The following is a 21,017-nucleotide window of genomic DNA, read 5'->3' as shown; positions in this document are numbered from 1 at the left end:
CCCATCCTCCTTCCGAAGAAGGAATATAGGAATTCAATAATTGTTATCTTTTATATTAACATAAACGTTTTTATTTAATTTGATTGTATCACCAAAATAAAAATAGCTTTCTTACTTCCGCTTTGGCGGGGATAGGAGCTTTCCTTTTCGCTTATGCTTAGTAGAGTTGCTGATAGTTTATACTGGATGAGCCGTTATATGGAAAGAACGGATAGTATTCTTAGAATACTTAAAATCAACTACGCTTCATCGCAGGATGATGTGCAGGCTTTTAGCTGGAAACCGGTATTGAAGATATTTACTTTTTTAGATGATACGGAGACCCCGGCCATGGCGCATTATACAAGGGGCGCTTTGCAATACATGGTTATTGATAAGGATAATCCAAATTCAGTATTGAACATGGTTACACTGTTAAGAGAAAATGGCCGGAGTGTGCAGGACCATATCACCAAAGAAATGTGGCAATGTCTCAACAACTTTTATCATACTATGCGACAGGATAGTATGGCGGAATGGTTACACAAGGAAGATCCGATCACCATTTTGGACATTTTGATAAAACACGGTGTTTTATATTTTGGCACTACCGATATTACAATGGCAAGGGGCGAAGGAAATGCCTTTATAAATATTGGAAAATACATTGAGCGTACGATCCAGTCTGCTGATATTTTGGATGTAAAATTTAGCGACAGCAATTATGATATGAATAAAGCCAAGGATACCACTTACTGGAAATATCTACTGCTTTCTATCTCAGGTTATGAGTTGTATTTAAAAAACTACCGCGGAGGTTTTGAGGCCCGCAATGTGGTAGAGCAGGTGATATTGAACAACCAGTTTCCTAGGTCGGTTATATATTCTATCAACCGCTTACACCGGTATTTCCAGAGATTAAAAAATGAAGGCAATGTGGGTGATTTTAACCAGATAGATTTTATGATTGGAAAAATGAAAAGTAGAGTTCCGTTTTCCACACCTGAAAGTATTTTTGAAGAAGGGTTGCATACCTTTTTAACCGAAATAAATAAGGACTTATTTGCCATTGGTAAAACCTTAAGTCAAAACTATTTTTCTTTATAATATCAGGTGTAAATTATTTATTACATTATATTGAAGTAACAAAATATTATTTACAGTTGCAATATTAAAGCACCAAACATTATCCCCAGATTTGTTATACACCATGTTACCAAATATACTTATCAGGAACCGGTGCGGGACAGCGCTAATCAGATTATGCTGTTTCCTGTAAAAGATGAAATGCAGGAAGTGCAAAGTCCGCAGTTGATTATTACCGGTGACCCTCTTGTAGAAATATTTACCGATTATTATGGCAACCAGGCCGGTACATTTATGAACCTTGAACCACACACAGAATTAAAAATAGACTCTACTATTGCAATTGTAACCAAGTATAGAATATTTCCGGCAGATGATATTGCCATTGAAGAACAGTGGAATCATTTATACCATACAAGGCATGTAGCGCCTTTTCTTGATTTTTTAAAGCAAGAAAATTTTGTGGCACTGGATGAAATAAAAAAATTGCCGACGCCGGGTTTTATAAATCAGTTACCGTATATGTAGCCCTACAGCAACTGAACACTAATGTGTACCAGAATTTTAAGTACATCCAGGGCATCACCAGTGTGCAAACTACATTGGATGAAATATGGAAATTAAGGGCGGGTGTTTGCCAGGATTTCGCACATATCTTAATGGTGATGTTGCGGTTGCTCGGCATACCTGCACGTTATGTAAGTGGTTATGTTTGTCCGCACTATAATGACCTCCGTGGCGAAGGTGCCACGCATGCATGGGTAGAAGTATACATTCCTTTCTATGGCTGGCTTGGGCTTGACCCTACCAATAATTGCATTGTAAACGACCGGCATGTAAGGCTTGCCATTGGAAGAAATTTCAGCGATTGTTCTCCGGTAAAAGGAACCTATAAAGGTACAGCTAAACAAACGCTGGAAGTTGGCGTTTCTGTAGCTCATGAAGATGGTGTTATAGACAAAAAGAATGCGGCAGTGTTAATGCCGCAGATAGTTACTGTAAAATTGAACGAAGATGGGACTATTAATAATTCGTACCTGAAGTATATGGAAATGGTGCAGCAACAACAGTAATAAAGGCTATAGCGCCTTAACCTTCTTCAAGATTATTATCATAATCAGGCAGGCGCTCGGTTTCGTAACCGCAATTACCGCATTGATACACATAATCTGGTGCCACAGCATAACTACCAAAAATGGTAGTTGCAACCGCTGTTAAAAAATTGGTTACACCGGGTTTGGCAATATAACTGAACTGGTGAGCACCACATTGCGGACAGGTTGCTGCATTTAAATATGCTTCATCATACCCTCTTAAAATTTCCTTTACAGCATCTGCATTATCACTTTTTACCACCAGCTTTATACCCCCTATTGCATTGGTTAATATCGGATCCATGGTAATCGTTGTTTCATCTTTTAAATAACATTCCACACCCTCAGTTCGCAGGCGGCCCAAAATAATATTAGCTAAAAAATAGCTGTCGAATGTTTTTACGGTTACTAAATCCATGGAGTAAAATTATGGCTTGTATTGATAGTGGGCGTGTATTTATTTAATTGTGCAGCAGTGTTGTCAATGATACTGGTTACCGACTATAATTTTTCGTACAATTTTCTTAGTGTAGTCCGGGTAATCTGCTCCTCCCAGTTTTTGCCCAGCGCATTCTCCCAAAGTGGTTTCATGCCGAGCGATACATCAATCATTTTATCAAAGTCTTCCTCGCTGAGGTTGGCGCAAATGTTTTTAGGTATGTCTATCTGATTTTTTTCAACCATCCATTTAAATTCCTTCACGCCTTCGGGATAATAATCTTCCAGCTGATTAAACACGATGCAATTGCCAATGCCATGCTTTGTACCGAGCAAATAACTGAGGCCATAACTTACCGCATGAGCAACGCCTACCTGGCTGTACGCTATACTCATTCCTCCGGCGTAAGAAGCCATCATTAATTTATCATCGCTTTCGGCATCCCAGCCATCTTTGTTTACATAAACATCCCTGCAAAGCTGTAAAGCTTTTTCGCCATAACTTTTACTAAACTCATTTAAGTAAGTACCGGTAAGGCTTTCAACGCAATGGATGTAACAATCCATACCGGTATAAAATCGCTGGTTGGCAGGAGCATCTGCAGTTAACTGAGGATCCAGTACAATCTGATCAAAAGGAGTATAGTCTGAATTCATCCCCAATTTTTTTGTTGGTCCGGTTAACACCGTTGTGCGGCTAACTTCTGCTCCGGTACCACTTAATGTGGGGATACCCACTTTGTAAACACCGGCCTGTTTTACCAAATCCCAGCCCTGGTAATCCGCACTGCTACCGGGATTAGTCATCATCAGCGAAACGGCTTTGGCAAGATCCATTGCTGAACCGCCGCCAATACCAATTACACCACTTACTGTACCAAATTCATCTTTTAAATCTTTGGCCAGCTTATCTACATAAGTTGTTTTGGGTTCGTCGGTAACATCCACAAAAATAATTTTGTCGTTGCCCCGAAGCGGCACCCGGCCTGCAAACGGCTTATCTTCAAAAAAACGATCTACCAAAAAAATCATCGGGGCCTGGCCTTTACGGTTGGGCTGTAATATTTCGTCTAATTGGTTGAAAGCGCCACGTCCATAAATAACGTAGCCAATCATTTTAAAGTTTCTAAAATTCATGGTACAAATTTAGCGAAGGATGGAACACGGATGACACTGATTTGGCGAATTTACACGGCTGATAAATTTGTTAACAAAAACTGGGTAATAAAAAGGAAATCCAAAATAATTTTACGGGATTCTTACTGATTTGTGATGACGGGTGGGTTAAGAGATTATAAAATCCGCTTTTTAATCCGTTCTATTTCGTTAGTTCATCAATGCCTTCATCGCCATCAAGGTTGTCCATCTGGCGCATTATTTCGGGATATCGTTTCGCCACATATCCGCTCATTGGTTTTATCGTGTATACTTTAGGGTTAGGCAGTGCGGCGGCTATCATTGCGGCTTCGGCCCTGGTAAGGTTTTTTGCGTCTTTATTAAAATAAACTTTTGAGGCGGCCTGAACCCCAAAAATTCCTTTGCCCATTTCTGCCACATTCAGATACATTTCTAAAATCCGTTTTTTACTCCAAATTTTTTCTATCATGAAAGTAAAATACACTTCCAGTCCTTTTCTGAACATGCTTCTTCCCTGCCATAAAAAAACATTTTTAGCCACTTGCTGGCTGATAGTACTTGCACCACGTACTTTTGTGGCATGCTTCTTATTATAGGTCATGGCTTTTTTGATAGCCTTAATATCAAATCCATTGTGTTCGGGAAATATCTGGTCTTCGCTGGCCATTACCGCCAGTTTTATATTTGGGCTCATTTCTTTGAAAGCAACATAGTCTCTGTGTAAACCATTGCCCTGCAAAATACTTGCAGTTTGTGTTATCGTGATGGGCGGATTGATCCACTTACAAAAAAAGATATACATCAACTGTAAAATAAAAAGCCACCATAAACCTTTTTTACAAATGAGCCACGCTTTAGCCATAGGATGGACACTTAATTTTATGCAATATACTTTATGGCTTTTTATTATTGCTTACTTCTACATATACCAGCGAATATTTTTTTCCAATAATCATTCCTTTGCCTGTCAGTTTAGCCAGCGCATATCCGATACCTCCGAGGGCCATCGAACCCACTAATAATTGCGGGCTAAATTTATTTCTGTCTGCGAGGTAAACAACGCCGCTGGCAACCGTTAATAAAGCACCGCCACCCATTAATGCTGCAGCACTGCCGGATACATTGAATTTTCCGCCCGCTCTGCCGATGGCTTTTATTTCCTTATAATTATATTGATATCTATAACTGGCAACAGTATCTAAAACATATACTCCCAAATTGGTGGGTATTTGTCGTATGATAGACTGTTTTAAAAACAAGGTATCGTTTTTAATATTGGTAATCAACGCTTCAATATAACTGCCCTGCGCATTTGTAAGTGCAATATTATTACCGGTATAATACGAACCGATGGTGCGGTTCTTTTTTTTCAATAAAATAAAATCAGCTTGTTGGCAAAACACCTGCCGGGCTATAAAAAAAGAAATGATTAAAAGCAATGCCTTCATACTGTAAAATAACTATAAGTAGGCGATATAAAACGTAATTGACTGATTAATGTTTAGCAGTTGAATAAAATACACCTGCAATTATTACAATTCCAAATATCAGCAGTATCAGGCCGGAAATTTTATTGATCAGTGAAATGTTTTTTTCGTTCAATTTGCTTCGGAGTTTACCGGCCAATACAACTTTAAAGATATCAGAAGCACTGTTTATTATAAGACAGGTAGCAAAAATAATAATACGCTGGTTAATGGTATGTGTGGCAGTAAGAGCCGTTGCGGTTGTTAACCAAAATAATAATAATGCCGGGTTTAAAGTATTGATAAGAAACCCTGACAAAATTAGTTTAGCATGTGTGCGGGCAGTAATTACAATCTTATTTTCATCTTCCTTAATGTGTATTTTTTTAAAGAAAAGATAATATACGCCCATCGCAATTAAAAGAGCACTTCCGGTAAAACCGATTTCTTTTTTAAAATCCATCAGTTGGGAAACTAACTCTGTAAAAACGTTGCTTATTACTACCAAAAAAAGATCACTCAGCCATACACCTGCAACAAAACTAAGCCCACCAGCCCGGCCGTTATTAATACTTTGTTTAATGATGGTAAATATTACAGGACCCACTGAAAATATCAGCAGCAGGCTAATGGCAAAACCTTTTAATAAAGCTTCAATCATTCATAAAAAATGTGATGGAAAGAAAGGTGGCGAAGGTAAAAAATAAAGCCGATGCGGGAAATTTATTACTTTTTTTTATAGATGGGTACCGTACTACAGGGTTCCCCATACATAATACTTTTAGCAACTGGCCTTAATAGTTGTGTGGCTTGTAAATAAGCAGCTTCACCAACGGGTATTTCTCCGCAACCCTTTATTACTACTCTTTTTCCTTCATAATCATTTACTGGAAGTTGGGCGATATTTTTTAAGAGGAGCGTATTTTTTACTTCTTCCATTGTGCCAAATACTACATCTCTGGCAACAGGCTGCAGGTTGCTTGACACCAACATATAGGCCCACATGGGTATAACCGCATCTGCACTGCAGGTTACTGCCACCACTTTATCTGTATAGATGGAGAGATCCAGCATTTTCAGGTTTTCCCTAAAATCCTTTTCTTTTAATATCAGGCCCATAAACAAATAGTCTTTCATATCAAACAAAGCAATGTCATCCTTTGGATAATATTCCTCCAAATTCAGGGATATAATACCGCTTTCACTTACTTTATTTGTAAACATTTCTTCCATTGATACAAAATTAACACTAATAGCTTTGTTATTGTTTACAATAGTTTTCGATAGCGGAAAAAGTTTACCTGCACTTTTTTGAAACGGCAGGCATAAAAAAACCGGGCTAAAAAGCCCGGTGTAAGATATTTAGTACTGTTGATTAATATATTTTGCTTCTGTTATCTTTTATATCTGCCATTTTTTTCAACGACTCAAAAAAGCTATAGGTAGTTTGCACCATTGTTTTTGTTTTTTCAGACGCCAGCATTGACATCAATGCAGGATCAATGGCTGCTTTATTTCCCAGGCTGTTTACTTTTAAAATGTATACACCGTTTGCACCGTTGATTAGTTCAGAAGCTTTGGTTTGGTTGGCTTTGTTAAAAGACGCACCGATTAGCTTCGGCTCTTGTCCTACACCATTAATTATCTGCGAAGCAAACGTAATAGTAGAATCTGCACCAGCAGAACTTACCGAAACTTTATACGCTGCTGCGGCTGATTCCAAAGTAGGAGTTGCTCCTAATTTTTTACCAATCTCATCAGCTTTTTTCAAATTACGAACCGTCTGTTCTACCATTGGCCTGGCTGTTTTTGCATCAGGTAAGCCGTCCGGCTGTATTTTATCCAGTACTCCTACAACAAACTGGTCTTGTATATTAAAGGGTTCGCTCACGTCTCCTTGCTTTGCTTCAAAAGCCCATTTAATTAATTGTCTTGCATCCTGCAAAGAGCCTAAGCGATAATCATTTTCTTTTATCAGGGTGGGAATATCTATTTTCCTAAGTCCCTTTTTTGCCACATAGGCTTCCAGCGCTTTGCCATCTCTAGCCTCGCCAGACAATTTTGTGGCTTGTTCACTTGCTAAGTTAATTGTTTCATCACTGGGCAAAATTTCTTTTGCGGTAAAGGCTATTTTATAAGCAGTTTCAAAACTCTTTTGGCTCAGTACCTCAATATAGTGATATCCAAAATCTGATTTTACCACTTTCTTATCGCCGGCAGCGCCGTAAAAAATTGTTTCTGCAAATTCTTTTGCTAGGGTGCTAAACTGTGTAGCAGTAAAATCATATTCCCCTTTTTTATCTTTACTTCCCTGGTCGTCGCTGTACATCAATACCATTTTGTTAAAATCCTCTCCGCCTTTAATAGCTGTTTCAATACTGTCAATTCTTTTTTTGGCAATACTGTCGCTCAGGGTTTGTTCACCGGTTTGCGAATTTTTTGTTGCTATTAATATGTGACGGCATTTTACGCTATCCGGTAACTGGCGGCTGCCAAGCATTTTAGCAAGCACGATGTTTTTGCCATCCAGGTAGGGTCCAAATACAGCACCGTTTGGTAAAGCTGTAATAGAATCCTTTTGCGTCATTGCTAATTTTGATTTAGGGGTATAGCTATCCTCAAAATTAATTGCACTCATATTTCTTGCAACAAATGCTTTGGCGTTTGTATCTGCCGAAAAAGATGCTTTCAAATTGGTAACCAACTCTAATGTTTGCACCGTATCTGCCTTGCTTGGCAACGCACTGAAACTTACATAAGAAATAATTCTTCCACCATCCTGCTTATAAATATTTTTGTGCTTACTCATATAATCCAGCAATTCGTCATCGCTAACTTTTACAGTGCTGTCACTAATTACATTATATGGTATGGATACATAAGAAATATTTGCAAACGTTTTGCTGTCCATATTTTCTTTTTCCTGCATCCATGTTGGGTAGTATGCACTGGCTGCCAATAAACTGCTGTATTTATTTGCTAATGTTTGCAATATTAGTGGTTCCACAATTTGCGCATCAATTGCATCTCTTTGTTCGCCCTTTGATTTTTTGGCCTGTATCCACCATTGTTTAGCTTTTTCAATATCATACATTCCGGTATTTTTATCCGTAAACGCCTGCTTTAAAGTTTGTGGTGCATCTTCACTAAAAAGAATACTACTCAATTCTTTTGGAGAAAAAACAAGACCAAGCTTTTCAAATTCTGTGTTTAATACTTTGTCGGCCACCAATTGGTCCCAGGCACTTTGGCGCAACTGGTAAAGCTCCGGACCAGATACATGTCCACCACGCTGATCTTCTAGTTGCTTAACCTTTTCAATTAAGGTTTTGCTATCTATAGTCTCTCCATTAATTTTGCCTACGGAAGAACTTGAACCACTCCGGCTACTAGCCGTTCTGGAATCCATCATTATAAAACCAATTAAACTAAGGGCAATCACACCTATCACTATGACTGATCCTTTTTCACGAATATTCTGAATAATCTGCATTGTTGTATTTATATTAAAATGGATGGCAAAAATAGGTTAATTATGTATAGTAACAAATTGTGGATAACATCCTTAGATAGCGATAGGAAAGGCTCTTTATAAAAAGATAAATTCGAACAGAAACCAGTAAAAATTTTTTACGATTTTATTTCTATTAACAACAGTTTGTTAATAAGGATGCGTTACTGTTAATAAACATAGTATTATTATAAAAATAAGGGGGAGAGTTAGCGCACAAGTTTTACTTTGGCGTGTTAGTGGAATGGGGGATGTTAATGAACTAGTATTTATCCGGTAGTTCATTAACATAGATAGATTTCAATAAATTGCTTTATTTATCCGCATATAATTTTATTAACCAATGTGCATAGAAGGAGAACGTTACAAGTGACAAGTAATATGGAGGCTGATTAGTTATACAACATAAAGATTACGTTACATGTTAATTACATGTGGATTTTGGTGGATAAAATGATTAATTTAATTTTACAAATGTTTTAAAATATTTGTTTCCACAAATTCACAGCCCTAGTAGTAGTAAGTTAATTTAAAATAAAAAAGTATTAATACATATTATGAGAGATATTAACACTGCAAAAGCGAATATTGACGCTATCGGTTTTCTGGAAATTGATATAGATATAAACATAGATTTGTTTGCTGCTATTGAAAAATTGAAAAAAGAAAAAAATGCCATAGTGCTTGTGCATTACTACCAGGAGCCGGATATACAGGACGTGGCTGATTTTATTGGCGATAGCCTGGGCCTTGCCCAGCAGGCTGAAAAAACGTCGGCAGATATTATTGTCTTTGCCGGAGTTCATTTTATGGCGGAAACGGCAAAAATTTTAAACCCTTTTAAAAAGGTTTTGTTGCCAGATTTAAAAGCGGGTTGTTCGTTAAGTGATAGTGCTCCTCCTGAATTATTTAAATTGTTTAAGGACAAATATCCCGGTCATATAGTAATAACGTATGTCAATTGTTCTGCCGGAATGAAAGCGCTCAGCGATATTATTTGTACCAGTAGTAATGCTGAAAAAATTATTGAAAGTCTGCCTAGAGATCAGAAAATTATTTTTGCACCTGATAAAAACCTGGGAGCCTATCTTAACAAAAAAACGGGTCGTACAATGGTATTATGGAACGGAGCGTGTATGGTACACGAAATTTTCAGCCTGGAAAAGATTATTAAATTAAAGATCCGCCATCCTAAAGCAAAAGTAATTGCTCATCCGGAGTGTGAAGAAGCTGTTTTGGGTGTTGCGGACTATGTAGGCAGCACAACAGGCTTATTAAAATATTCTGTTGAAAGTGATGCTACAGAATTTATTGTGGTTACAGAAACAGGGATATTGCATCAAATGCAAAAAAGTAGTCCGTATAAAACTTTTATACCAGCTCCTCCAAATAATAGTTGTGCTTGTAATGATTGCCCACACATGAAATTGAATACGCTTGAAAAATTATATCTCTGCATGGAATATGAAACACCAGAAATTACAATGGATGAAAATTTAATTATAGCTGCAAAGAAACCCATTGAAAGAATGCTGGCTATCAGCAAACAATACGGTTTATAATAGATTTTATCCCTTATTTAAGTTTATGGACAGTGAAGTTTTAAATCAAGTTTTATCTAAATTACTATCTGATATACCAATTTGATTATCTATATAATTTTATAATAATAAAAATTATGAATATACCTTCTGTTGACCTTGCACATTTCCTAAGTGATAATAAAGATACTAAGGATGCGTTTGTAAAAAATTTAGGTAATGCTTATGAAGAGATAGGGTTTGTGGCTGTAAAAAATCATGGTATTTCCAATGAGCTTATTTCAAGTTTATATCTTCACGTACAAGAGTTTTTCTCATTGCCTGCTGTTCAGAAAAAAGCTTACGAAGATCCGGCTCTTGCTGGTCAGCGAGGGTATACTTCTTTTGGGAAAGAGCATGCAAAGGGTAGTGAAGCACCCGATTTGAAAGAGTTTTACCAATATGGACAGGTACTATTGGATAATTTTGATAAAGAAGCTTACCCTCCAAATATTGCTGTTAAGCAAGTTGAAGGCTTTAATGAAACATTTGAGAACGCTTACCGTGCTTTTGAAAAATCGGGGAAGGCGTTATTACAGGCAACAGCACTTTTTCTCGGTTTGAAAGAACATTATTTTGATGGTTTTGTAACCAATGGTAATTCAATTCTTCGGGCTATTCATTATCCACCAATTATTATCGAGCCTAAAACAGCGATTCGTGCCGAGCAACATGAAGATATTAATCTCATTACTTTATTGGTAGGGGCTTCCGCCGATGGGTTACAAATTCTTACTAAGCAAAATAGCTGGATACCCGTTACCTCTTTGCCAGATCAAATAGTTGTAAACGTGGGTGATATGTTACAACGGTTTACGAACAATAAATTGCGTAGTACCACACACAGGGTGGTAAATCCGGAAAGAGAACTGTGGCACACGTCAAGGTTTTCTATTCCATTCTTTTTACATCCGGTATCCACAATGAGTTTACGGTGTATTGATAGTTGTATTGATGATGATAATCCAAAAGCGTATGCAGATATAACTGCGGGTGAATACCTGGATGAAAGATTACGTGAAATAGGTTTAAAAAAATAGAAATACCAGTTCTATCCTCTATTAGAATACATTAACAGTAGAAATCTTCGTTTAACTAAAATTAAATTGCTGGATTTTTAATAAGATTATCATCATTGAATTTTTTACGGCATATCCCATTTCTTAAGTCTGTTTTGCTCCATAGTATTACCGCTTTTGGTGGTCCTCAGGGGCATTTAGGTATGATGATGAAAACCTTTGTAGATAAAAGGAGGGATGTTACTAAAGAGGAATTGATGGAATATGTTTCTTTTTGTCAAATGCTACCCGGTGCATCTTCTACCCAAACACTTACTTTAATTGGATATAAAAGAGGAGGAATTCCACTAGCTGTGGTTACCTTAATCATATGGATTTTGCCAGCTTGTACGCTGATGGGTATATTTTCTTTTATCATCGGAAATATAGGAGGGGCTAACCTTCAAACAAGTGCTTTTCAGTTTATACAACCAATGGCCATAGGATTTTTAGGATACGCAGCAGTAAAAACTTATGCTATTTCGATTAATAATTTAATCACGCGTATTATATTGTTTTTCTCAACGTGGAGTACTTTTCTCTTTTTTAAAACACCCTGGGTTTTTCCAATACTAATTATTTTAGGTGGAATTACTACAAATTTTAGTAGTAAGCGGATACCGCAAAAAGAGAAAGTAAAACCAAGACAAATTCGATGGACAAATATGTGGCTCTTTGTGTTGGTTTTTATCATTGCCGGTTATTTAAGTGAGACAGCAAGAAAACAGGAATGGGAGGATAGGAAAGTGTATAATTTATTTGAAAATTTTTATAGGTTTGGAAGTATTGTTTTTGGCGGCGGAGACGTATTGATACCGATGATGCTGGATCAATATGTTGTAAGGCCCACTGCGCCTAAGTTTGCCAATAGCAAGCAAAATATAATACGGATAGAAAAAAGCGAATTATTAACAGGTGCTGGAATTGTAAGAGCTATTCCGGGACCAGTGTTTTCTATCGCTTCGTTTACGGGAGGTATTGCCTTAAAAAAGCAGGGTGTTAAAAAACAACTTCTTGGATGTGTTATTGGTTCGGTAGGAATTTTTTTACCAAGTGCTTTACTTGTTTTATTCTTTTTCCCAGTATGGCAAAATTTAAAAAAGTATGTAGTAGTGTTCAGGTCACTGGAAGGAATTAATGCTGTGGTGGTAGGCTTAATTTCAGGTTCAACATTGTATCTATTAAAAGACATACCCATTAATTCTTTTAATTTAGTTACTTTTTTAAACATATTAGTAATTTTCAGCACTTTTTCTACACTAACTTTTACTAAAGTTCCAGCGCCGGTTATTGTGATACTTTGTCTTTTTCTAGGATGGATATTTTAGTGTTAGCGATAATAATTATTTTTTTCAATTTCATCTTTCACACTCTCGGGCAAAAGATAACGAATTGATTTCCCTTCTTTTATAAGATTTCGTATGTATGTTGAAGAAATTTCAAGCAATGGAGCCTCCAAAATATTAATCAGGCTTCCGGCTATTTTTTTTACACCGAAGCCCGGTCTTTTATAGATATATAATTCATATTGTTCGATGATAAACTGGTAATTTTTCCACTTGTTGATGTTCGCCAAACTGTCACTGCCCAGGATTACACAAAATTGATGTTGGGGAAATTGTTCCTTTAAATAAGTAAGGGTATCAATTGTATAGGATGGCTTGGGGAGATTAAATTCAATTTTTGATGCTTTGATATTGTACTCGCCCTCAAGTGCGGTTTGAATCAGGTGTAATCTGGAATATTCATTTAATAGTGAACCTGATTTTTTTAGAGGATTTTGTGGTGATACAACCATCCATACTTGTTGCAGGTCTGTACTGTTGAGGGCGTAATTTGCAATAATTAAATGCCCAATGTGAACAGGATTAAAGGAACCGAAGTAAAGGCCTATTTTCATATTAGAACTGTAGGTTTACTATTTATTGATGATGTGGAATTTCTTCTACCCAAATATTTTCTGCTTCATTAATGCGTAAACTTAGATGATAACCTGAAACTAATATAGAAATTGGGTCGCCGAGTGGGGCTATTTGGTCAATTATAACAATTTCTCCAGGTACACAACCCATCTCCATTAATTTTAAAAAAATATCATCTTTTTCGAAAGATTTTATTACTACTGATTTTCCTACCTTAATTTCTGAAAGTCTCCGATCCATTCTTATGAATTTATTTAGTACAAATGTATTCATTCATTATTGTTCAATAATTTCGATTTTAGAAATAAGATATGGCAATACAATTTTTTTTTAAGGACCAGAAAGTTACTCTTATGCATAGAACTGCCCTAAAGCAGTTTGTAAGTAACATATTCATAACTGAAGGTAAGCGGGTTAAAAGTCTGGATTATGTTTTTTGTTCTGACGAGTATTTGCTTGAAATAAACAGAACACACCTCAAACATAATTTTTATACGGATACCATTACTTTTAATCTTTCTGAAACACCACTGGAAATTATTGGGGAGATTTATATAAGTGTAGAGAGGGTAAGAGACAATGCTGCCGGGTTGGGGATAAGTACTAATGAGGAACTTCATAGGGTTATTTTTCATGGTGTTTTGCACCTATGTGGTTATAATGATAAATTTCCAAAGGATCAGAAAGAAATGAGAGCCGCTGAAGACAAGTATTTAAGGTTGTATTTAAAATAGAACGTTACACGAATCCCATTTGTTCTTTTTAATTACCAAAGAATATAAACGCCACTTCCTTTTATCTTCCTGTATTAATAAGATCGTAAACCCGTTAAACCAAAACTTGTTCCACGTATCCCTGTTCCCACCCGAAACATTGTTTATATTTGAAAATGGGTAGAAAAAAATGGACACCAAATATTGAAATAACAGAGGAATTACTAAAATTTAGAGAAAAGAGGAAATGGCAATTGGCTTTACGAAGATATGTTTTAGAGAAAAAACCAGCCTATACTTATGCGCCATACTTTGGTTTAGATGTTGAAGGCTTCAGACAATGGATAGCGTTACAATTCACTCCAGAACTAAACTGGAGTAATTTTGCAACAGCCTGGCAGCTTGATCACATAGTTCCGGTAACTTATTTTGATTTTTCGGAAGAAGCAGATCTTTTACTTTGCTGGAACTTTATCAATATAAGGGTAGATAGCCTGGAATTGAATAAAGTAAGGGGAAATAAGATGAATGAACTTGCCATCAAACCCTATTTTCAAGATTTATACAATAAAACAGGCTATAATTTTTGCCAGAAAATGTTAGAAAAGCTGGCTATAATAGAAAATTCAAATTTTGAGATTAACCCGGCCATTGAAAAATTTATCATTCAAAATAAGGAACACCTGGAAATTGTCGCCACTCTAAACAGTGAGGAGTTTGCAAGATTTAATCAGGGCGTTTCAGTAAAAAACCTATTATTGGAACGGGAAATCCTTAAAAAATTCGGCAACTGATTCCTTTACTGTAAACTACCTTTGTAAAATGTTTCCAGAATACGATATTATAGTAGTGGGCGCAGGCCATGCCGGTTGTGAAGCCGCCGCCGCCGCCGCTAACTTAGGCAGCAAAGTCTTGCTGATAACCATGAATATGCAAACCATTGCCCAAATGAGCTGTAATCCGGCCATGGGAGGAATTGCTAAAGGGCAAATTATTAGAGAAATAGATGCCATGGGAGGTTATAGTGGGATCATTACCGATCACAGTATGCTGCAATTCAGAATGCTTAACCGTTCAAAGGGCCCAGCTATGTGGAGTCCGAGGGCGCAAAGTGACCGGATGATGTTTGCAGGCAAATGGCGGCAAATGTTGGAACAGACTCCGAATGTTGATTTTTACCAGGATACCGTTACAGGGTTATTGATTAAAGAAGGGCGTGTTACCGGAATTGTTAGTGGATTGGGTCATGAAATTATGTCCAAAGCGGTTGTTTTAACGAATGGTACGTTCCTAAATGGAGTAATTCATATTGGTGAAAAGCAATTAGGTGGAGGGAGGATGGCTGAAAAAGCAGCCACGGGTATAACTGAGCAATTGGTTGGACTTGGTTTTGAAAGTCAGCGTTTAAAAACGGGAACACCTCCACGGATTGATGGCCGTAGTTTGGACTATAGCAAAATGGAAGAGCAAAAAGGAGATGATGAAATAGTTGGATTTAGCTTTGTTGATATTCCTAAAATGAAGCCGGAACAACAAAGAAGTTGTTGGATAACCTATACAAATCAGGAAGTTCATGATATACTGAAGACAGGCTTTGAAAAAAGTCCCATGTTCCAGGGAAGAATAAAAGGTACAGGACCAAGATATTGCCCCAGCATTGAAGATAAAATAAACCGGTTTGCTGAAAGAGAACGGCACCAGTTGTTTGTGGAGCCCGAAGGATTTAATACCGTAGAGATTTATGTGAATGGATTTTCTTCCTCTTTACCAGAAGAAGTTCAATTGCAGGCACTTAAATTGGTTCCCGGGTTTGAAAACTGTAAAATGTTTCGCCCAGGTTATGCTATTGAATATGACTTTTTTCCGCCTACACAACTAAAGTTCAGTCTTGAAACAAAATTGATACAAAACTTGTTTTTCGCCGGTCAGATTAATGGTACAACCGGTTATGAAGAGGCCGCCTGTCAGGGTTTAATGGCTGGCATAAATGCACATCAAAAGGTAAAGGAACTGGAACCAGTTGTTTTAAAAAGAAGTGAAGCATATATTGGGGTGTTGATAGATGACCTCATTAATAAAGGAACCGATGAACCTTACCGTATGTTTACCAGCCGTGCTGAATTTAGAACCCTGCTGAGGCAGGATAATGCAGATATTCGTCTAACGCCATTAAGCTATCGTCTGGGGCTGGCTTCACAGGAAAGAATGGATAGAGTACAAGCCAAAACTGACGCAGTAAATAAAGTAAAAGAAATACTTGGAAATATTTCTTTGGAACCCGGTGAAATAAATCAATTTTTGGAAAGCATTCCGTCTGCGCCTTTAATTAATAAGCAAAAAGTGCTACAGTTATTATTAAGACCCAATATTGGATTGCAGGAAATGCAAAATTCTGTTGCAAGGCTAAAGGTAGCCCTGGTGGAATTTGACAACGAAACGCTTGAACAGGTAGAAATATTAACTAAGTATGACAGCTATATTGAAAAGGAAAAGGAATTAGTGGCTAAAATGAGCCAGCTGGAAGATTTGATAATTCCAGATAGCTTCAATTACACTAAACTTGTTTCGTTAAGTAATGAGGCCCGGCAAAAATTCACTAAAATCAAACCACGCACACTTGGTCAGGCTTCCCGTATATCGGGTGTTAACCCCAGCGACGTTCAAATACTGATGGTGTTTATGGGGAGATAGCAGTACGAAACAATTTTAAAGGCTGAATCTATTTACATTTGCGCTTTTTATATCTTAACAAAAAAATAGTATGTCACTCAATTTTTCTGCAGACATCCCTAAAGAATTAATTTTTGAAAATATTGCTGCGTATCTTCTGCAAAATGGTTTAAAAGTCGCAAGCCAGGATAGTACCCGGCCATGGGGAGGTTTTTTTGTATTAGAGGAAGGAGATGCAAGAAAATTTATTTCTCTATATTTTCCGCACCTTTCCAAAGAAGCGTTAAGTATTTCTGGAAAACTAAGTCCAAAAATATTGATTGTTGCGCCGCAAAAAAGGTTGAGTTGGCAATTCCATCACCGCCGTGCGGAAATATGGAAACTGATAGGAGGGGTTGCTGGTGTAATTACCAGTGATACAGACGAAGAAAAAGAGAATGTTTCTTTAAAAATTGGTGATATTATCCAGTTAAAACAAGGGGAGCGCCACCGTTTAACCGGGTTGGACGGCTGGGGAATTGTTGCTGAAATCTGGCGTCACACAGATGTGGAAAACCCCAGTAACGAAGAAGATATTGTGCGGGTGCAGGACGATTTTGGAAGGTAACAATAATCAACCTTAATAAATTGCGGCAAGCCGATACGTTGTGTACCGTACCTGCGTTTTATAAGTATTCATATTATTATTTTATTCAGCAATGCCCGGCAGATCATAACCAAATGGAATGCAAAAAAGGGAACGCGGGGATTGTTTACTTTATCGTCATGTCAATTAAACAGCAAACAGGAATAAAAGTTGTTGGTGCGTATTTCCAAAACAGCGCACATTGATTTGTTGTAGAATAAAAGGGAAAAGTTTAGTTGATCCCTGCATGCTATAAACCTGTTTTTTTTAGTGAACTTAAAACAATTTTAACTTCGCCGTAGCTAATACCTGCGGGTATATTTTCCATTATTGTTTTATGTACTTCATGTCCATGTTTTGCAATGGCTGCTTTTATAAAAATTTGTTTTTCTGCGCTTACCAATTCATTTATATCTAGTTCACCGATACCAACAAAATAAGCAAGATGACCTTCAATGGTTCCAGCAACCAGGTTTCTTTCTATTGCAATTTCAGCAACTGATTTTTTATTTTTAAACAAAAGAAAGCTGATCGTTTTTGTATCTGTTTTTATAGCTGTACTTTTTTCTTTTCGCTTTTCTTTTATGGGCATTGCCTCCATGTTGGTATGTAAATTGTTTTCTTCGCAATAAGCATTTATAATGGTTAAAAAGGCTTCGCCAAACTGACCTGTTTTTATTTTTCCAAAGCCTGTTATCTTATTTAATTCATCAAAGGTTTGGGGCAGGTAGCGAACCATTTCATCCAGGCTGGCACTGTTGGCAACCATGTAAACCGGCATCTTTTTCTGCTCACAAAGTTCATCTCTTTTTTTACGAAGCCGCTTGTATAAATCAGGATACGGACTATCGGTTTTTTGATACGAAGATTTGCCGGCATACATGTTTACAGATAGTACAGGGTTTACAAAAGTTCTTTTTTGCTGCAGGTAATTATTTACAATAAAACCATTTTTGCATCCTTCAAATAAATGCTTTCGCAAACAAATACCCTGATACAGATCCATCAGTAATTTATTGGCATCTAAAGCAATAATTTTACTATCTGTCGAAGCTTCGCATGTATATATTTGTTCTTTGCAATGTTGTAATGCAGTACAAAAATGTTCGCTTGCACCAATGATTCGTTTTTGCAATAATTCATTCAGTTCGGGAAGCTCAGGCTGGTTTAATAATTCCTGAAGCTGGGGTAAAAATCTTGTCGCCACCTCGTCCATTTTTTCAACAGAAGCATTGACGGTTTGTGCCCACGCCACAGCTTCTTTATTAAAAACAGCTGCCTGCGCAATTAGGCAGGATAACAAGGCTTTAGCATTTAACTGCAGTTCAAAAAAATCAAACAGCTTTATTAAAGTATGGTCCTGAAAAGCATGTTTTGCCTGATGTAATAACTGCAATTGAGCTGCAGATGTTCGCTGACTTGTTGCAAATGCAGCAATTCGGTAATCGCTGCGCAAACTGTGGTTGTTGATCTGGCTATGCAATATCATACCCTGTAATGTAGTGCAACGGCTTAAAGCTACATATACCTGCCCCGGAGCAAAAGCTTCTCCAGCATCAATAATGGCTTTTTCAAAGGTTAATCCTTGGCTTTTATGTATGGTAATAGCCCAGGCAAGCCGCAAGGGAAATTGTGTAAAAGATCCAACCTCATCTTCATCAATCTGGTTCGTGGATTTATCCAGGCTATACCGTATATTTTTCCATTTTTCTTTTTTCACTTCTATCGCTGTTGCATTTCCTTCGCAAACAACAAAAATCTTATCCTCTTCTATTTTTTCAACAACGCCAATTTTACCATTAAAATACCGGCGAACTTTCTCTACATCATTTTTAAGAAACATCACCTGTGTGCCGATTTTCAATTTTAAATTTACATCTGCCGGGTAAGATTTTTCATAAAATTCACCTTCGATGGAAGCATCAAAATTGTAGACTTTGCCCTTCAGTTCAGTCAACGCTTTAAAGTTAATGGCATCTGCCTTACTGTTGTGTGTGGTAAGCGTAATGTAGTTTTCCTCTCTCGGCGGATGGCTTGCCGGCAGGTAACGGGTGTGTAATAATTCATATCCTTCCTGATCCATTTCATTGTTACGTACCTGGTTTAAAACCTGTACAAATGCACCATCATTTTGACGGTAAATTTTATTCAGTTCTACATATACCGGTTGCTGCGATTCTATTACGTGGCTGTTGAAAAAATATTCGCTTTTGTAGTACGGCGACAATAGTTCCCATTCTTCTCTTTTTATTACCGGCGGCAATTGGTACATATCGCCAATCAACAAAACCTGCACTCCTCCAAAGGGTATGGTGTGCTGACTGCGAACATGCCGTAGTACAGTATCAATAGCATCCAGCACATCGCAACGCACCATACTAATTTCATCAATAATCAGCAGTTCTAATTTTTGCATCACTTCTTTACGATCATTGGTTAAACGCAGCCTGCTGATAAGGCTGTGCTTATCACTAATGGCATCATTAGCGCCATAACCTTTGCTAACGGGGATAAATGGTGTAAAGGGTAACTGAAAAAAAGAATGAATGGTGGTACCGCCGGCATTGATTGCGGCTACGCCTGTTGGAGCAACTACAACCGTGTTTTTTACTTCGTTTTCTTTTACGTGTTTTAAGAAAGTAGTTTTACCCGTACCGGCCTTACCGGTTAAAAAAAGGGAAGCATTGGTATAATTAACAAAATCGGATGCTAATTGAAAAGATGTATTGGTGATGTCTGTATTATTTATAGTCACAAATGTTGATATTTTATTGATGACCGAAAAGCAGTCCTAAAATTTAATGACTGGTTTGTCAAACAACGATTTTTGCCAAACAATATAAAGATAAACCCTGTGAAATTAAAAAAAGGATTGCACAGGTCTTCGCAATAATCATTGCTTAAAAGGCGATGCAATCCTTATCAACAGCTTTAAGCCTGCGGTTTACCATTCAGCAGCAACAATTCATTCACCTGTACTTCGCTGATGTATTTTTTAATACCATCTTTATCGGTATAGCTTCTGTTAATCAACTTCCCTTCTATCACAATCTCTGTTCCTTTCTGTAAATACTTTTCGGCAAGGTCTGCAACCTTACCCCAGGCTACCAAATTATGCCAGGTAGTTTCTGTTACTTTTTCTCCTTTGGCATTCCGGTAATTTTCGTTGGTAGCAATACTGAAGCGAGCCAGTTTTTTACCACTCTCGGTATTTTTAATTTCAGGAGCGTTGCCTAAATTACCAATCAGTTGAACTTTGTTTTTTAATGCGTACATGTTTGTAAGTTTTTAAAGTTTTAAATTTTGTTATCTCAGTAAACCGAAAGGCGCCGTTCCGATTGACAACACAAAGATGGGCAGGCCAGCAAATGATAGTCGTACATTAGTCGTTTATAGTTGCATATAACCGTTTGTAAACGCTTGTACTTGCAAAAAATAAATGGTATCTTTTACTGTAAATCAATACCACAGCGAATGACAACTGATATTGCTTTTAAAAAATGTCTTACCTGTGGTAAAACCATAAAAGGTAGAACCGATAAAAAATTTTGCGATGATTACTGCCGCAACGGATATAATAATCAATTGAAAGCCGGAGATAACAACTATGTGCGCAACATCAACAATGCCCTGCGCAAAAACCGGCGCATTTTAGAATCGCTTTTACCAGATAATGAAGACATGGCCAAAGCCAATAAAGAAAAATTATTGCACAAAGAATTTCAGTTTAAATACTAT

The 21,017-nt window shown here is 37.2% G+C and carries 22 protein-coding genes; 11 read left to right on the top strand and 11 right to left on the bottom strand.

Annotated elements, in window-relative coordinates:
* Positions 1-153: 153 nt before the first annotated feature.
* The 3 genes from H7254_RS06845 (at position 154) to H7254_RS06835 (ending at position 2,138) form a co-directional block, all read left to right on the top strand.
* On the top strand, positions 154-1,086 hold the full coding sequence (locus H7254_RS06845; RefSeq protein ID WP_301932263.1) for an alpha-E domain-containing protein: 933 nt from the start codon (positions 154-156) through the stop codon (positions 1,084-1,086).
* 156 nt (positions 1,087-1,242) lie between these two features.
* Positions 1,243-1,593 carry a transglutaminase N-terminal domain-containing protein gene (locus H7254_RS06840; protein ID WP_301932262.1) on the top strand — a complete coding sequence of 117 codons (351 nt, stop codon included), beginning with the start codon at positions 1,243-1,245 and terminating at the stop codon, positions 1,591-1,593.
* A 23-nt stretch (positions 1,594-1,616) separates the two neighbouring features.
* On the top strand, positions 1,617-2,138 hold the full coding sequence (locus H7254_RS06835; protein ID WP_301932261.1) for a transglutaminase family protein: 522 nt from the start codon (positions 1,617-1,619) through the stop codon (positions 2,136-2,138).
* A 16-nt stretch (positions 2,139-2,154) separates the two neighbouring features.
* On the opposite strand, the gene H7254_RS06830 is transcribed toward H7254_RS06835, so the two are convergent.
* The 7 genes from H7254_RS06830 to H7254_RS06800 all read right to left on the bottom strand — a co-directional run bounded on the left by H7254_RS06830 (position 2,155) and on the right by H7254_RS06800 (position 8,693).
* Positions 2,155-2,577 carry a DUF2007 domain-containing protein gene (locus H7254_RS06830; protein ID WP_301932260.1) on the bottom strand — a complete coding sequence of 141 codons (423 nt, stop codon included), beginning with the start codon at positions 2,575-2,577 and terminating at the stop codon, positions 2,155-2,157.
* Positions 2,578-2,660: 83 nt separating this feature from the next.
* On the bottom strand, positions 2,661-3,734 hold the full coding sequence (locus tag H7254_RS06825; protein WP_301932259.1) for an iron-containing alcohol dehydrogenase family protein: 1,074 nt from the start codon (positions 3,732-3,734) through the stop codon (positions 2,661-2,663).
* Between the two features lie 181 nt (positions 3,735-3,915).
* Positions 3,916-4,596, bottom strand: coding sequence for a monofunctional biosynthetic peptidoglycan transglycosylase (gene mtgA, locus H7254_RS06820; protein ID WP_301921481.1), 681 nt, complete (start codon positions 4,594-4,596; stop codon positions 3,916-3,918).
* Between the two features lie 31 nt (positions 4,597-4,627).
* On the bottom strand, positions 4,628-5,182 hold the full coding sequence (locus H7254_RS06815; protein ID WP_301932258.1) for a hypothetical protein: 555 nt from the start codon (positions 5,180-5,182) through the stop codon (positions 4,628-4,630).
* Positions 5,183-5,228: 46 nt separating this feature from the next.
* A complete protein-coding gene (locus tag H7254_RS06810; protein ID WP_301932257.1) occupies positions 5,229-5,861 on the bottom strand; it encodes a LysE family translocator in 633 nt (210 codons plus the stop codon).
* 65 nt (positions 5,862-5,926) lie between these two features.
* The gene (locus H7254_RS06805) at positions 5,927-6,433 is read right to left on the bottom strand and encodes a DUF2480 family protein (protein ID WP_301932256.1); all 507 of its coding nucleotides are present in this window, start codon (positions 6,431-6,433) and stop codon (positions 5,927-5,929) included.
* A 142-nt stretch (positions 6,434-6,575) separates the two neighbouring features.
* A complete protein-coding gene (locus H7254_RS06800; protein ID WP_301932255.1) occupies positions 6,576-8,693 on the bottom strand; it encodes a peptidylprolyl isomerase in 2,118 nt (705 codons plus the stop codon).
* Between the two features lie 575 nt (positions 8,694-9,268).
* Between H7254_RS06800 and nadA the strand changes: the two genes are divergently transcribed.
* The 3 genes from nadA (at position 9,269) to H7254_RS06785 (ending at position 12,677) form a co-directional block, all read left to right on the top strand.
* A complete protein-coding gene (gene nadA, locus H7254_RS06795) occupies positions 9,269-10,273 on the top strand; it encodes a quinolinate synthase NadA (protein WP_301932254.1) in 1,005 nt (334 codons plus the stop codon).
* Positions 10,274-10,389: 116 nt separating this feature from the next.
* A complete protein-coding gene (locus H7254_RS06790) occupies positions 10,390-11,331 on the top strand; it encodes an isopenicillin N synthase family oxygenase (RefSeq protein WP_301932253.1) in 942 nt (313 codons plus the stop codon).
* A gap of 134 nt (positions 11,332-11,465) precedes the next feature.
* Positions 11,466-12,677 (top strand): chromate transporter, encoded by a 1,212-nt coding sequence (locus tag H7254_RS06785; RefSeq protein ID WP_301932252.1) that lies wholly within the window; start codon positions 11,466-11,468, stop codon positions 12,675-12,677.
* 2 nt (positions 12,678-12,679) lie between these two features.
* On the opposite strand, the gene nadD is transcribed toward H7254_RS06785, so the two are convergent.
* Together nadD and H7254_RS06775 are read right to left on the bottom strand one after the other, a co-directional pair.
* A complete protein-coding gene (gene nadD / locus H7254_RS06780; RefSeq protein WP_301932251.1) occupies positions 12,680-13,249 on the bottom strand; it encodes a nicotinate (nicotinamide) nucleotide adenylyltransferase in 570 nt (189 codons plus the stop codon).
* Positions 13,250-13,271: 22 nt separating this feature from the next.
* Positions 13,272-13,511 carry a FeoA family protein gene (locus tag H7254_RS06775; protein ID WP_301932250.1) on the bottom strand — a complete coding sequence of 80 codons (240 nt, stop codon included), beginning with the start codon at positions 13,509-13,511 and terminating at the stop codon, positions 13,272-13,274.
* Positions 13,512-13,624: 113 nt separating this feature from the next.
* Between H7254_RS06775 and ybeY the strand changes: the two genes are divergently transcribed.
* The 4 genes from ybeY to H7254_RS06755 all read left to right on the top strand — a co-directional run bounded on the left by ybeY (position 13,625) and on the right by H7254_RS06755 (position 17,261).
* Complete coding sequence (ybeY, locus tag H7254_RS06770) at positions 13,625-14,005, top strand: rRNA maturation RNase YbeY (RefSeq protein WP_301932249.1); 381 nt, start codon at positions 13,625-13,627, stop codon at positions 14,003-14,005.
* Between the two features lie 155 nt (positions 14,006-14,160).
* Entirely contained in the window at positions 14,161-14,778 is a 618-nt protein-coding gene (locus H7254_RS06765) for a hypothetical protein (RefSeq protein ID WP_301932248.1), read from the top strand.
* 28 nt (positions 14,779-14,806) lie between these two features.
* Positions 14,807-16,675 carry a tRNA uridine-5-carboxymethylaminomethyl(34) synthesis enzyme MnmG gene (gene mnmG / locus H7254_RS06760; RefSeq protein WP_301932247.1) on the top strand — a complete coding sequence of 623 codons (1,869 nt, stop codon included), beginning with the start codon at positions 14,807-14,809 and terminating at the stop codon, positions 16,673-16,675.
* Between the two features lie 70 nt (positions 16,676-16,745).
* Entirely contained in the window at positions 16,746-17,261 is a 516-nt protein-coding gene (locus H7254_RS06755; RefSeq protein ID WP_301932246.1) for a hypothetical protein, read from the top strand.
* Positions 17,262-17,529: 268 nt separating this feature from the next.
* On the opposite strand, the gene H7254_RS06750 is transcribed toward H7254_RS06755, so the two are convergent.
* Positions 17,530-20,034, bottom strand: coding sequence for a helix-turn-helix domain-containing protein (locus H7254_RS06750; RefSeq protein WP_301932245.1), 2,505 nt, complete (start codon positions 20,032-20,034; stop codon positions 17,530-17,532).
* Positions 20,035-20,210: 176 nt separating this feature from the next.
* A complete protein-coding gene (locus H7254_RS06745; protein WP_301932244.1) occupies positions 20,211-20,555 on the bottom strand; it encodes a single-stranded DNA-binding protein in 345 nt (114 codons plus the stop codon).
* Between the two features lie 198 nt (positions 20,556-20,753).
* Here H7254_RS06745 and H7254_RS06740 point away from each other — a divergent pair.
* A partial coding sequence (locus H7254_RS06740; RefSeq protein ID WP_301932243.1) for a hypothetical protein occupies positions 20,754-21,017 on the top strand: 264 nt, incomplete at its 3' end.

Source organism: Ferruginibacter sp. (genome assembly GCF_014377975.1).
Taxonomy (GTDB): Bacteria; Bacteroidota; Bacteroidia; order Chitinophagales; family Chitinophagaceae; genus Ferruginibacter.
Note: the sequence above shows the minus strand (reverse complement) of the source record. Positions and strands in the feature narration are given on the sequence as shown.

Coding starts and splice junctions, on each gene's coding strand:
- H7254_RS06815 (WP_301932258.1), bottom strand. CDS start 5,182: ATGAAGGCATTGCTTTTAATCATTTCTTTTTTTATAGCCCGGCAGGTG.
- H7254_RS06840 (WP_301932262.1), top strand. CDS start 1,243: ATGCTGTTTCCTGTAAAAGATGAAATGCAGGAAGTGCAAAGTCCGCAG.
- H7254_RS06745 (WP_301932244.1), bottom strand. CDS start 20,555: ATGTACGCATTAAAAAACAAAGTTCAACTGATTGGTAATTTAGGCAAC.
- ybeY (WP_301932249.1), top strand. CDS start 13,625: ATGCATAGAACTGCCCTAAAGCAGTTTGTAAGTAACATATTCATAACT.
- H7254_RS06790 (WP_301932253.1), top strand. CDS start 10,390: ATGAATATACCTTCTGTTGACCTTGCACATTTCCTAAGTGATAATAAA.
- mnmG (WP_301932247.1), top strand. CDS start 14,807: ATGTTTCCAGAATACGATATTATAGTAGTGGGCGCAGGCCATGCCGGT.
- H7254_RS06825 (WP_301932259.1), bottom strand. CDS start 3,734: ATGAATTTTAGAAACTTTAAAATGATTGGCTACGTTATTTATGGACGT.
- H7254_RS06845 (WP_301932263.1), top strand. CDS start 154: ATGCTTAGTAGAGTTGCTGATAGTTTATACTGGATGAGCCGTTATATG.
- H7254_RS06810 (WP_301932257.1), bottom strand. CDS start 5,861: ATGATTGAAGCTTTATTAAAAGGTTTTGCCATTAGCCTGCTGCTGATA.
- nadA (WP_301932254.1), top strand. CDS start 9,269: ATGAGAGATATTAACACTGCAAAAGCGAATATTGACGCTATCGGTTTT.
- H7254_RS06755 (WP_301932246.1), top strand. CDS start 16,746: ATGTCACTCAATTTTTCTGCAGACATCCCTAAAGAATTAATTTTTGAA.
- H7254_RS06800 (WP_301932255.1), bottom strand. CDS start 8,693: ATGCAGATTATTCAGAATATTCGTGAAAAAGGATCAGTCATAGTGATA.
- H7254_RS06765 (WP_301932248.1), top strand. CDS start 14,161: ATGGGTAGAAAAAAATGGACACCAAATATTGAAATAACAGAGGAATTA.
- H7254_RS06775 (WP_301932250.1), bottom strand. CDS start 13,511: ATGGATCGGAGACTTTCAGAAATTAAGGTAGGAAAATCAGTAGTAATA.
- H7254_RS06805 (WP_301932256.1), bottom strand. CDS start 6,433: ATGGAAGAAATGTTTACAAATAAAGTAAGTGAAAGCGGTATTATATCC.
- mtgA (WP_301921481.1), bottom strand. CDS start 4,596: ATGGCTAAAGCGTGGCTCATTTGTAAAAAAGGTTTATGGTGGCTTTTT.
- nadD (WP_301932251.1), bottom strand. CDS start 13,249: ATGAAAATAGGCCTTTACTTCGGTTCCTTTAATCCTGTTCACATTGGG.
- H7254_RS06830 (WP_301932260.1), bottom strand. CDS start 2,577: ATGGATTTAGTAACCGTAAAAACATTCGACAGCTATTTTTTAGCTAAT.